Origin of the sequence: Prosthecochloris marina (assembly GCF_003182595.1) — a bacterium.
Lineage (GTDB): Bacteria > Bacteroidota > Chlorobiia > Chlorobiales > Chlorobiaceae > Prosthecochloris > Prosthecochloris marina.
The window spans coordinates 198949-211537 of record NZ_PDNZ01000006.1 but is presented as its reverse complement, the minus strand read 5'-3'; the positions used below and the strand labels follow the sequence as shown (position 1 = coordinate 211537).

Sequence of the window (12589 nt, the reverse complement as noted above, 5' to 3'; positions counted from 1 at the left end):
CCGCCGTAGAGCTTGTCATCACCGCCGTTTCCGGTGATGGTGTCGATACCGTCATCGCCGCTCATGGTGTCGTGACCGTCACCGGCAGTGATGGTATCGTTCCCGGCACCGCCGTATATTTTGTTGTTCCCTTCTCCGGCGTCAAGGTGATCATCGCCGTTCCCGCCGTTGAGATAGTCGTCACCCTCTTCACCAAGGAGCGTATCGTTATCATCCTGCCCATAGAGGTAGTCGTCGCCGGTTCCCCCGTAGAGAAGGTCGTTGCCGGTTCCGCCGTAGAGCTTGTCATCACCGCCATTTCCGGTGATGGTGTCGATGCCGTCGTCACCGCTCATGGTGTCGTGACCGTCACCGGCAGTGATGGTATCGTTCCCGGCACCGCCGTATATTTTGTTGTTTCCTTCTCCGGCATCGAGGCTGTCGTCGCCGTTACCCCCATACAACTTGTCGTCACCACTCCCTCCCGCAAACGTATCGTCACCATCATCCCCATGCATTATATCATCGCCGTCTTCAGCGATCAGCACATCGTTCCCGTCTCCACCGTAGATCCGGTTGTTGCCGCTACCGGCATGCAGGTAGTCATCGTCATCACCGCCGCGGATATAATCGTTACCTTCCTGTGCCGCTATGATGTCTTTTCCTTCCTGACCGTAGAGCTTATCATCCCCGCTTCCTCCGATAAGGATGTCGTTTCCGGCACCGCCGAAGAGAACATCATTGCCATCGCCCCCATCGGCAATATCATCACCGGCGTCAAGGTAGACTTTGTCATCTCCCCCTCTTGCATGGACTTCTTCGGCATGGTTCAGGCCCCTGACAGTGTCGGCCTCTTCTGAGCCGTAGATAATCTCTTTGTCCAGGTAGTAGTAGTTGAGCCATGTTGCCAGATCGCCGAGATTTGCATTCTGGTCTCCGTCTTCGTTGAGGATGTAGTCGCCTTCGATTTCAAACCCAAGATGATAGATGCCGTCAGCAACCGTGTTGATCAGGTTGTCGCCACGAAACTGTATGTTGCTGCCATCGTTTTGCACAAGATGGAAGCCAGTTTCGTCGCCGTTGTCGAAATCATCACCATGGAGTTCGGTCCATTCGTCGAGATGATGCTCGCGGATATAAGCATTGATGGTTCGTACATCGTCTACCGAAATCCTTCCGTCACCGGCTACTCCGGTGTTTTCAATAGCTTCGACGATGATTTCATTCATCCTGTTTGCCGCATCAGCGCCTGTATTGATGTCGTCGGCGTCGGTGTTTCGGGCCAGGCCGGGATCGGTTTTTACCGCATCGGTGAGCCGGTCGAGACCGGTGCCGGTATCCGACTGGTCGACATAGTAATACTGTACCCAACTGGCGAGATCCTCGAGACTTGCATTGCGGTTGCCGTCTTCATTGAGGATATAATCTCCTTCTATATCGAATCCCAGGTGGTAAATGCCGTCGGCCACCGTATTGACGAAGTTCTCACCGAACATCCGTGTAGAAGCGCCATCGTTTTGAACCAGGTGGAACCCGGTTTCAATTCCATTTTCATCATCTCCGTGAAGTTCTACCCATTCATCGTGATAATTACCCTGAATGTACTGGTTGATGAGGACGATATCATCGGCCGAGATCTTTTTGTCTTCGGCAACACCGGTTTCCCTGATGGCTTCATCGATGATTTCATTCATTCGGTTGGCTGTGTCGGCGGCTTCGGCAATTTCCTCATCGGTGATGTTCTTGTCAAGCCCTTTATCTGCCATGACCGTATCGGTGATTCTATCCAAGCCGGTACCCGTTGTCGAGTGGTCGGTGTAGAACTGCGTCAGCCACTCTGCAACCTGATCAACCGAAGCATTCTGGTCACCGTCTTCATTGAGAATATAGTCCCCCTGAATTTCAAAGCCGAGATGATAGATGCCGTCAGCAACCGTGTTTATCAGATTGTCTCCACGGTATCGCAGGGCTGCCCCGTCGTTTTGGACCAGGTGGAACCCGGTTTCCACACCGTTTTCGTCATCACCGTGCAAGTCGATCCATTCCTGCTGGTAGTTTGTCCTGATATAGGTATTGATCTCCCGTACATCATCTCCGGATATTATTCCGTCATCCATCGCTCCGGTTGCCTCGACAGCTTCGGTGATGATGTCGTTCATGGCTGCAGCGGCTTTGGCTCCGCCTTCTATATCTTGCTGTGAAATTCTGCCTTCAAGCCCTGGATCGTTCTGAATTGCTTCGACAAGCTGATCGAGGCCATTGTTCTCGGGCGCAATGAGGTTGTTTTCCTCACTTTCATATTTTTTTTCTACCATGATATCGTGGGGGTTGGAGTGTTTTTTTTTGCAGTTGAGTGCGAAGTGGTTATTAAGCAAATAAGCGTGCTAAAGTAAAATTTAAAGAAAATATACTTCTTTGGGAAAGTGACTGAAGTGTTTTTTGGGCAATTGATAAACGTTTTTATCCACATTCAAGGTAATTATAAATAGGTCATAATTTTTTTTAAAAAAGAGTTAAGCTTTATGTAATGTGTAGTTGACGTATTTTTTTGTTTGACTAAAAGTTTACAATTGTTACATATGTTTTTCAGTTATGCAAGCTTTTAGGGGTGGGCGGTGAGTATTGAAAGCTTTATCCGGGCTTTTGCAGGAGAGGCGCAAGTATGGTTTGCTGTTTTGTCTTCATGCCATAGCGTGGATGATGATTTACGGTTTAGATGAGGGTATTGCGTGTCTTTTTTCAATGAACAAGGATAGTGCTTGCAGCACGAAAAACTGTAATCAATCGAAACTATGGCTTATTTCAACCATGTTTGTCTTGTTGAGGCGCCTCAGGCTGCATCCTTTCCGTTTCCCCAGTATGTTTCCGATATCATCGGCATCTGTTCCCTGGCTGCATCGATCGAAGGCGATGTGGAGAGTCTTGTTATTCCGGACAATTATTATAACAGTGCCCTGTTTGACAGTTTCGAGAGGTTGTTGAAACGACATCGGATCGAACTGGTGGGGATTTCATCAATGACCGGAGGCTTCAATAACGCGAAGAGACTCGCAGAAATCGCCAGGACACAAGGGGCTTTCGTTGTCATGGGCGGTTTTCACCCTACAGCCATGCACGAAGAGGTGCTGAAGCTTTCAAGTGTGGACGTTGTTGTTGCAGGCGAAGGTGAAAACACTTTTCGTGAGTTGGTTCTTAACGGTCCGTCACGCAATGTGAAGGGAATAGCTTTCAGGGAGAATGGCGGTATTGTCTACAACGGACCGAGGGAGACAATCCGTGATGTCGATACCATTGCTTTTCCTTTGCGCAGCCTTCGCCCGGAACGTTACGGTGAAAAGGGACAGGACTATTCGGTAGATACCATTTTTACTTCCAGAGGATGCCCATGGGCTTGTTCGTTCTGTGCCAATGACCAGATGCACAAGAAATGGAGGGGAAGAAGTCCGGAGAATGTCGTGGATGAAATCGCTCTTATACATGATCCGGCAAAAAAGAAATATCTCAAAATCTGGGATGCGAACTTTCTGACGGATATCGAGCGTGTTGAGGAGATCTGCGATATGATGATAGAGCGGGAATTGACAAATTTCAGGATAACCACTGAAACCAGGGCGAAGGACGTACTTCGTTCTGAAAGAGTGCTCGACAAGCTTCGCAGAGTAGGGTTGAAAAAGATCGGTCTGGGTATCGAAAGCCCGAACCAGGAAACTCTCAAGCTCATGAAAAAGAAAAATACCCATGATGAAGTACAGAAAGCCATAGAGCTCGCAAGTAGATATGGTATTGGTACGGAAGGTTTTTTTATCATTGGCCATAACAACGAGAACAAGGAGGATACCAAGGCATATCCTGAATTTGCTCGTAGTGTGGGGCTCAGGAAGTCTTTGTTTTTCGTGATGACTCCCTATCCCGGAACGAAAGTCTACAGGGAATATGAAGAGAAAAAAAAGATTGTAACGCACGACTGGGATCTCTACAATAACTTCTGTCCCGTTATTGAAGCAGGAACAATGACCCGTACTGAACTTGCCACCATGATGATTTATTGTTTTACAGCTTTCGGATCACTTCCTTCTATGATAAAAAGGAAAAGTGCCAGGCAGGTGTGCCTTGTGCTTCTAAGAGACCTTTTCCAGCATTGCGTCCTGCTTTTCGGCAACAAAAGCCTTGGTGAACGTGAGGTCAGGGATATTCTTTATGACTCTTTTCTGTTGCTTGCAGATAATGAGGCGGGAGTTGTCGAAAAAAAATCTTCGATAAAACAGATGAGCAAACCTTTTGCCCTCACCCTGCAGCATTCACAGGGTAAGCAGCTTGCCATTGAAGTTCATCAGAACGGGGAGGAGTGTAAAGTACTGGTGAAAAATGATTTTTCTGAAACAAAAAAAAGAAGAAATCCTGTCATATCTCTCGAAAGTTTGACTGGTTTCGTGAGGAACGTTCCTGAGGACACACTGATGGGGATGCTCTACAGGAACGAATGTGTCAGAAACAATCCGGACAAATGGGGTACCATGTTTTTTCCCATTCTTGGAGAGCCGGGCATGTGGTCACTTCTCCGGCAGTTGACACTGCTTGTTTACCGTTCACTCAACGGGAGTGCAGGAAAACCATGATAACGGCTGAAGAAATACACCGTGTTTTAGAGAGTGTTGCCGATCCGGTAATTGCCGAGCATTCGCGGCACTTTTTCAAAACAGGCGAAGGGGAGTATGGTGAGGGGGACCGGTTCCATGGTATCAGAGTTCCGGTACTCAGAAAGTATGCCAGGAAATATCAAAGCATCTCATTGGCCGAAGCCAGGCATCTGCTTGCTTCCCCTTTTCATGAAGAGCGGTTTTTTGCGCTCCTTGTTCTGATGAGGAAATTCGAAAAAGGCGATAGTACTTTACGTGAAACGATTTATACGCTCTATCTCGACAATTTGAAGTTTGTCAATAACTGGGATCTTGTCGACATTTCAGCACCCTATATCGTCGGTCCATGGTTGGAAAAGAGGGATAAAGGGGTTCTTTACAGACTCGCACAATCGGAGGTTCTCTGGGAAAGAAGAGTTGCCATACTCTCTACATTTCATTGTGTTCGGAAGAACAACTTTAATGAAGCGTTGACTATTTCGGAACTCTTGATACATGACCCCGAGGATCTGATCCACAAAGCTGTCGGATGGGTTCTCAGGGAAATAGGCAAACGGAATGTTTCTGTTGAGAAAGCCTTTCTCGGGAAGCATTACAGAGATATGCCCCGGACGATGCTTCGTTATGCCATAGAGCGGTTTCCTAAAGGGGAAAGAAAAAAATATCTTCAAGGAACAGTATGATGACAGAACGTAACCGTTTTACATCCATTACAGCCGATTCCATGACTGAAAAAAAAGAAGATGTTTGCCAGGAAGAGTGTTTTCATCCTGATTCGCTGCAGAAAGCAAAGAATGCCATGATGCCCCAGGAAACGTTGCAGGATCTTGCGGAGTTGTTCAAAGCGCTTGGGGATCATACTCGGGTAAGGATTCTCAATGCCCTCTATCATGCCGAGCTTTGTGTCTGTGATCTTACCGTGCTTCTTGATATGAGCCAGTCGGCAGTTTCTCACCAGTTGAGGGTTCTCAGAGCGGGCAAGATCGTCAAATCGAGAAAAGAGGGGAAGAATGTGTTTTACTCTCTCGATGATGTGCATATTCAAAAGCTCATAGAACTGGGTTTGGAGCATGTAAGTGAACCGATGTGCCGTAGGTAATAATTTTTTTTAAATTTCATATGAATATATTGTCATGTGAATATTTGTTTGTAAAAATTGGCGCTATTTATAATTTCGAAAACGATCAGGACGTTGTTTGATAGTATCTATGAGATTGTACTCGCATCCTGGGGAGTTCTGCTTGAATCAGCTCCTTATGTGCTTCTTGGTTTTTTTGTCGCAGGGCTTTTCAAAGCGTTTCTGCCCCATGATTTTATAACGAAACATCTCGGGGGGAAAGGTGCATCGAGTATTGTGAAAGCATCGGCTTTAGGGGTTCCGGTGCCATTGTGCAGCTGCGGGGTTCTTCCTGCCGCTGCCGGGCTGAAAGAACAAGGAGCCGGTAAAGGGGCGGTAACCTCTTTTCTGATATCGACTCCGGAGACCGGGGTTGATTCAATAGCCGTAACGTATGCCCTTCTTGATCCGCTCATGACGGTAATCAGGCCCGTTGTGTCATTCTTCACGGCTGTTGCAGCCGGGATGGCGGTTTTGTACACGGATAGAAATGGCATCGATGCAGAGCCGGCCGTTGTTTCTGCTGCTTCGGGTTCATCATGCAGCAACTCATGCTGTTGTGAACAAAAAAACGAGAAAAAGCAATCTTTCACCGCTAAACTAAGGGGGGGAATGACGTTTGCTTTTGGTGAACTTTTGCAGGATATCGGTAAATGGTTCCTGTTAGGAATTGTTCTGGCAGGATTGATATCGGTGTTTCTTTCTCCGGAAATCGTGAGCGTGTATTTTGGAAACGAGTATCTTTCGATGCTGTTGATGCTGGCAATTGCCATACCGCTTTATGTTTGTGCAACCGCCTCTACCCCGATAGCAGCAGCTCTTGCATTGAAAGGCATTTCCCCTGGTGCTGCTCTTGTTTTTCTTCTCGCAGGACCTGCAACCAATATTGCTTCGCTGACGGTGGTTTCAAGGATTCTTGGTAAAAAAGCTGTTATCGTGTATCTCGCTGTTATCATCGTCATGTCTTTTGCGGCCGGTATGGTTGTCAATAATCTCTACGGGCTTCTTGGATTTGACATAGCGGACTGGATTCAGAACGCTTCTCATGAAGATGGTGGGATTATCGCCGTTGGTTCTTCGATTGTGCTGCTTATTCTGATAATTCGCCCCTACCTGTCCGGGAACAAATAATGAGCGCCTCTTTTTATTGTATTTGTTCTGCAAATACAATTGCTTTGCCGGTTCCGGCCTGCAGGCAAGGGCTTCCTGTTGCATCGGGCTACATGAGACTCTGAGCGGAGGTGCTTTTAGGGGGAGAGTCTTTGCAGGGTATGCTCTTGTTAATGGTTTTTGCTTTGTATTTTACGGATAAAATCAAGCAAAGTGTCAAATGATCGAGCCATGGTTTTATGGAAAAGGCACTCTCCGGGGTATCTGATTCTGCTTTGTTTTCTGCTTGGTGGATGCGCATCCACAGCTGCGAGTGCTTTGGAGGAATACCCTGAACCTCCGGTCAGGATGTTGTTCGGGACCGACAGGAATCGAACGGATGCAACGGAGCCGGGTAAGGTGTTCGGGTTTGAACGTGGGGATGTTGCCTACGGTGTCTGCACCGTGTCACTGCCGTTCGATCATCGTATCGGAGAGCTGGAACGTCCGGTATTCAAAGAAGACAGTGCGGAGCATGTTGTTCTCATCGACGTCTGTGTGTATGACAGGCAGGCTTTTTTCACAGAGATGCAAGGATGTGTCAACCGTTCGGTCGATAAGCAATTGCTTCTGTTTCTGCATGGATACAACATGACATTTGAAAAAGCTGCACATAACATGGCGCAGATAGTGGCAGACCTTGGTTTTGAAGGGTGCCCGGTATTTTACAGCTGGCCTTCGAGGGGGAAGGTGAGCGGGTATCCTGCGGACGAAACCAGCGTGAGATGGTCGAAGAACAATCTTAAAAAATTTCTTGAAGATATTGCTGTAAAGTCGGGTTCAAAAAGCATCTACCTCTTGGCTCACAGTATGGGTAATAGGATTCTGACCGATGCTTTTCTGGAGCTGATCGAGGAACGACAGGATCTGAAACGTCATTTCAAAGCCTTACTGCTTGTGGCTCCTGATATCGATACGGGAATTTTCAAAAGGGATATTGCAGAAAAGCTCGGTAGGTCGGGCTCGTTTGTTACCATCTACGCATCGAGTGAAGATAAAGCGCTGAAGGCGTCTCGGAGAATTCACGGTTTTCCGAGAGTAGGAGAGGTCGAAGGAATTCCACTTATTGTTCCGGAAATTGAAACCATCGATGCAACCGGTGTCGATACAAGCTTTCTTGGTCATTCTTATTTCAACCGCTCGAGATCCGTGCTCTCGGATATCTATTATATCATCAATGAGGATTTACAGGCCGATGAACGTTTTTCTCTCGAAGCGGTCGATACGACGGATGGATTTTACTGGAGGTTCAAGGAGTAAGGAAAAGGAAGAGCAATGATACATGCGATTTTATGGGATAATGACGGGCTTCTTCTCGACAGCGAAACAATTTTCTTTGAATTGACGCAGGAACTGTTTGCCGATTTCGGATTTATGCTGCGAGAGGAATACTGGGGAATAGAATATCTGGGCAAGGCAAAACGAACACGGCAGGTGGCTCATGAGTTCGGCATGAGCGCGGAACAGGTCGATCAGATCATAGAATTGCGAGATCGCAGGTTTCTCGAAGCCCTTCAACAGCCTATTGCCCTTCGGCCGAAAGTTCGTGAAACGCTCGACGCTCTTTCAGGTCGTTTCAAGCAGGGGGTCGTTACCGGGAGCCCCCGTGAAAAGGTTGAACTGATGCATCGCTTGAATGGCCTGAACGGTTATTTCGACGTTGTCATCACTCATGACGATGTATTTGAAACCAAGCCCCATCCCGAACCATATCTTACTGCTCTTGAACGGCTGGGTGTAAAGCCGGAAAACGCACTTGCTGTTGAGGACTCTGAAAGGGGACTTGCCTCGGCAAACGCTGCAGGTATCGCCTGTATTGTCGTTCCGAACCATCTTACCCGCATTCAAAAATTCGAGCATGCCTCTGCAATCGAAAAAGACGTTTCAGGAGTGCTGAAACACCTTTCTAAAGGTCACCGCTAAAACGTATTGTGTGTTTCGATTGGCTGCCTTGGGAGTGGTGCTCGAACCGTTCATAACGCTTTTTAAAGGTGACCTAATTATCCGTGACGTTCATTTCTTTTGCAAGAAACCTTCCGGTATATGAATCCGGGCGTTCGATGATTTGGGATGGAGGGCCTTCAGCTATAAGGGTCCCCCCATCATCTCCGCCTTCAGGGCCGAGATCTACGATCCAGTCGGCATTTTTGATGATATCGAGGTTGTGCTCGATGACGATAACGGTATTACCTTTGTTGACAAGCCTCTGCAGGACATCGAGCAGGTGCTGAATATCCTGAAAGTGCAGGCCGGTGGTCGGTTCATCGAGGATGTAAAGCGTTTTTCCGGTCTGCACTTTTGCAAGTTCTGCGGAAAGCTTGATCCTCTGAGCTTCGCCGCCGGAAAGCAGGGGAGAAGGCTGGCCAAGCTTTATATAGCCAAGCCCGACGCTCTGCATCGTTGAGAGAATCCGTTGTATACGGGGAAAGTCGGTGAAAAATTCTCCAGCCTCTTCAACCGTCATGTCCAATACGTCAGAGATTGATTTGCCTTTGTATTTTACCTGCAGGGTTTCCCGGTTGTAACGCTTGCCCTTGCAGGTGTCGCACTGCACGTAGACGTCGGGCAGAAAATTCATCTCGATTTTTTTTGTGCCGGCACCCTGACAGGTTTCGCATCGCCCTCCTTTGACATTGAAGCTGAAGCGTCCCGGCTTATACCCCCTTATCTGGGCTTCCGGCAGCCGAGCGAAAAACTCCCTGATAAAGGTGAATGCTCCGGTATAGGTCGCTGGGTTGGAGCGGGGGGTTCTACCGATGGGGGACTGGTCCACATTGACTACCTTGTCGATATGTTTAAGTCCGTCTATGCTGTCATAGGGGTGGGTCAGCAGTTTTGAACGGTAAAAATGTCTCGCAAGAATAGGGTAAAGCGTTTCGTTTATCAAGGTGGACTTTCCGGAACCGCTGACACCGGTTATGCAGATGAACGTGCCGAGAGGAAAGCGAACATCGATATTTTTAAGGTTGTTGCCCCTGCAACCCTTGAGGCTCAGGACATTCGACTCCCTGATTTTTTTTTCCGTTTTTTCTGTTCGGACTTTTTGCTCGCCCCTTAGGTAAGACGCAGTTATGGAATGTTCATCAAGGGTCGATACGTGCCCTTGGGCAACGACTTCTCCTCCATGTTCACCTGCACCAGGACCGAGGTCGATTATTTCATCAGCCATCAGCATGGTGTCCTTGTCGTGCTCGACTACGAGAACAGTATTGCCGATATCTCTGAGGTTCTGTAACGAGTCGATAAGTTTGTGATTGTCCCGCTGGTGCAGTCCGATGCTTGGTTCGTCAAGAACATAGAGCACACCGCTAAGCTGGGAGCCCAGTTGAGAGGCAAGCCGTATCCGTTGGGCTTCACCACCGGAAAGTGTTTGAGAACTGCGGCTCAGGGTAAGGTAGCCCAACCCGACATTGAGGAGAAATTCAAGACGTTTGGTTATTTCATGGAGGATCGGGGTTGCGATCATTCGTTCTTTTTCCGTAAGACGAACCGGTAGATCGTGGAAAAAATCAAGCGTTGCCGGTAGAGGGAGAGATTCGACTTCATGGATGTTACGCTCATTGATGGTGATGCTAAGACTTTCCTTACGAAGGCGGGATCCTCCGCATTCCGGGCAAAGCTGTTTTGTCATGAAGCTTTCAGCCCATTCCCTGATTTTTGATGAGCTGGAATTTTTCTGAAGCTCTTCAACATAAGCGATGGCTCCATTGAAACCCTGCGGGTAGATATAATCTTTTCCGGCATAACTGTATGTGACGTCGAACGAGGCTTTGCCTGAGCCGTTGAGAAGGATGTTCAAAGCCTCGTCCGGTATTTTTTGCGCAGGAGTGTCAAGGGTAAAATTATAGCGTTTCGCTATGGCTTTAACCACTTGCCAGAGGTTGCGCTTGCCCGGTTTTCCGAAAGGTTCGATAGCACCCTGGTTCAGTGAAAGGGTTTTATCAGGCACCATAAGCTCAGCTGAAAGTTTCCGGATTTCTCCGAGACCGTTGCAGGTTGGGCAGGCTCCGTAAGGTGAGTTGAAGCTGAAATTGTTCGGGGCGAGCGTGTCAAGCGGTACCGTACCGTCGGAAAAGGCATATTTTGTGCTGTAGAACTGCTCCGGGGTTTCACTTTCGAACGGAACGCAGATTACTGCCGACTTGTGTTCCGACATGCCGATGGCCAGGGTGACAGACTGTTTCAATCGTTCTTTTATGTCCGGTTGTATAACAAGCCTGTCGACGACGAGCTCCACAGTGTGGCTTTTGTATCGTTCGAGCTGCATGCCTTTTTCCATCTCTCTGAATTCGCCGTCAATGCGTACTCGTAGAAAGCCTTTTTGAAGAAGTTTTTCGAAAAGTTCGCGATAGTGTCCTTTTCTACCGGTAACCAGCGGTGAGAGTATCTGGACTTTTGTGCCTTCAGGCAGGGAGAAAATGGCATTTGCAATCGAATCTTCCGATTGTTTTTGCAGTTCCCTGCCGGTTTTGGGATCGTGCAGTCTCCCTGCTTTTGCAAACAGCAAGCGAATAAAATCATGTATTTCTGTAATGGTGCCTACCGTTGAGCGGGGAGACCGGCTGGTGCTTTTTTGGTCGATCGATATGACCGGGGACAATCCTTCGATAAGGTCGACATCTGGACGTTCGATATTACCTATGTACTGACGGGCGTAGGCCGAGAGTGTTTCCATGAACCGGCGTTGTCCTTCGGCATAGATGGTATCGAATGCCAGGCTTGATTTTCCTGAACCTGAAATACCGGTTATAACCACGAACTTGTTTCGCGGTATATCCAGTGAGATGTTCTTGAGGTTGTGAACCCGGGCTCCCCGTATGCTGATCTTGTTGAATGCTGTCATGATGGCTGCTGTGCACGATGCAAGAGGAGCTATATATCAAATCTTGTTCAACAAAGCAAGGAGTCAAAAGCGATGAACAATGACCGAACCCTGAATTTGTTTTGATACAAACACCGTCAAGGTTCTCTTTGGGGGTGTGTTTCTATTACATAGGATTTATTCTTTGTTATTTTTTTGTTACCTTTAAAGGAGACTATGGTTGTCCGTTTTTTTACGATTGCAGGTGAAATGATGGAAAAACGTATGGAAGAGGAATATTCACAGGGATTGGTCGAGCAGTTTATCCAGCGTTGTAGAGGACATGGGTTGAAAGTGACTCCACAGCGGCTCGCGATATACAGAAAATTACTTGCTTCGTCGGAGCATCCTTCGGCTGATGTGGTCTATAAGAAAATTGTTCAGGAATATCCTACGATGTCTTTTGACACTGTCAACAGAGCTCTGTTGACGTTTGCCGATATCGGAGTTATTGATACCGTTGAATCTCATTCCGGGGTGAAGCGTTATGATACGGATATTGCGCCCCATCATCATCTGCATTGTATAAAGTGTGGTGCTATCATCGATTTTTGTGACAGCGATCTCGATGCGATACCTATTCCTGAAAGAATTACCAGAAATTTTACCGTGCTTGGAAAGCGAGTGATTATAAGGGGGATATGTCCTCAATGTGCAGAAGGATCCGCTGTGCATCATGATCATGAGAATTCCTGATGCAGCAAAAGAAGTTGCACGATAGCCAATGAATCGCCGAGAAGATCTGTGAAATAGTTTTTTTGGATTCCCGGGTCGCGCTCCGCTGCCCGAGGATGGTTAAAAAAAAGAGGCTGTCTGAAAAAGACAGCCTCTTTTTTTGTTATGGTG

At 47.6% G+C, this 12589-nt stretch carries 9 protein-coding genes; 7 read left to right on the top strand and 2 right to left on the bottom strand.

What is annotated here, in order from left to right:
• A partial coding sequence (locus CR164_RS09850) for a calcium-binding protein (protein ID WP_146204164.1) occupies positions 1-2294 on the bottom strand: 2294 nt, incomplete at its 3' end.
• A gap of 477 nt (positions 2295-2771) precedes the next feature.
• Between CR164_RS09850 and CR164_RS09845 the strand changes: the two genes are divergently transcribed.
• From CR164_RS09845 to CR164_RS09820, 6 genes are all read left to right on the top strand, one after another.
• A complete protein-coding gene (locus tag CR164_RS09845; RefSeq protein WP_110023813.1) occupies positions 2772-4595 on the top strand; it encodes a B12-binding domain-containing radical SAM protein in 1824 nt (607 codons plus the stop codon).
• Positions 4592-5299, top strand: coding sequence for a DNA alkylation repair protein (locus CR164_RS09840; RefSeq protein WP_110023812.1), 708 nt, complete (start codon positions 4592-4594; stop codon positions 5297-5299). Before CR164_RS09845 ends, CR164_RS09840 begins: the two co-directional genes overlap by 4 nt.
• 41 nt (positions 5300-5340) lie before the next feature.
• Positions 5341-5715, top strand: a complete 375-nt coding sequence (locus tag CR164_RS09835; protein WP_110023831.1) for an ArsR/SmtB family transcription factor — start codon at positions 5341-5343, stop codon at positions 5713-5715.
• Between the two features lie 84 nt (positions 5716-5799).
• Positions 5800-6864 carry an SO_0444 family Cu/Zn efflux transporter gene (locus CR164_RS09830; RefSeq protein ID WP_110023830.1) on the top strand — a complete coding sequence of 355 codons (1065 nt, stop codon included), beginning with the start codon at positions 5800-5802 and terminating at the stop codon, positions 6862-6864.
• Positions 6865-7056: 192 nt separating this feature from the next.
• Positions 7057-8142: an alpha/beta hydrolase gene (locus CR164_RS09825; RefSeq protein ID WP_239994529.1), complete on the top strand. Its 1086-nt coding sequence runs from the start codon at positions 7057-7059 to the stop codon at positions 8140-8142.
• A gap of 15 nt (positions 8143-8157) precedes the next feature.
• Positions 8158-8805, top strand: a complete 648-nt coding sequence (locus CR164_RS09820) for an HAD family hydrolase (protein ID WP_110023810.1) — start codon at positions 8158-8160, stop codon at positions 8803-8805.
• Between the two features lie 73 nt (positions 8806-8878).
• On the opposite strand, the gene uvrA is transcribed toward CR164_RS09820, so the two are convergent.
• Positions 8879-11725 (bottom strand): excinuclease ABC subunit UvrA, encoded by a 2847-nt coding sequence (uvrA, locus tag CR164_RS09815; protein WP_110023809.1) that lies wholly within the window; start codon positions 11723-11725, stop codon positions 8879-8881.
• Between the two features lie 195 nt (positions 11726-11920).
• On the opposite strand from uvrA, the gene CR164_RS09810 reads away from it, so the two are divergent.
• A complete protein-coding gene (locus tag CR164_RS09810) occupies positions 11921-12439 on the top strand; it encodes a Fur family transcriptional regulator (RefSeq protein ID WP_239994528.1) in 519 nt (172 codons plus the stop codon).
• Positions 12440-12589: the final 150 nt, after the last annotated feature.

Coding starts and splice junctions, on each gene's coding strand:
- uvrA (WP_110023809.1), bottom strand. CDS start 11,725: ATGACAGCATTCAACAAGATCAGCATACGGGGAGCCCGGGTTCACAAC.
- CR164_RS09840 (WP_110023812.1), top strand. CDS start 4,592: ATGATAACGGCTGAAGAAATACACCGTGTTTTAGAGAGTGTTGCCGAT.
- CR164_RS09820 (WP_110023810.1), top strand. CDS start 8,158: ATGATACATGCGATTTTATGGGATAATGACGGGCTTCTTCTCGACAGC.
- CR164_RS09845 (WP_110023813.1), top strand. CDS start 2,772: ATGGCTTATTTCAACCATGTTTGTCTTGTTGAGGCGCCTCAGGCTGCA.
- CR164_RS09810 (WP_239994528.1), top strand. CDS start 11,921: ATGGTTGTCCGTTTTTTTACGATTGCAGGTGAAATGATGGAAAAACGT.
- CR164_RS09835 (WP_110023831.1), top strand. CDS start 5,341: ATGACTGAAAAAAAAGAAGATGTTTGCCAGGAAGAGTGTTTTCATCCT.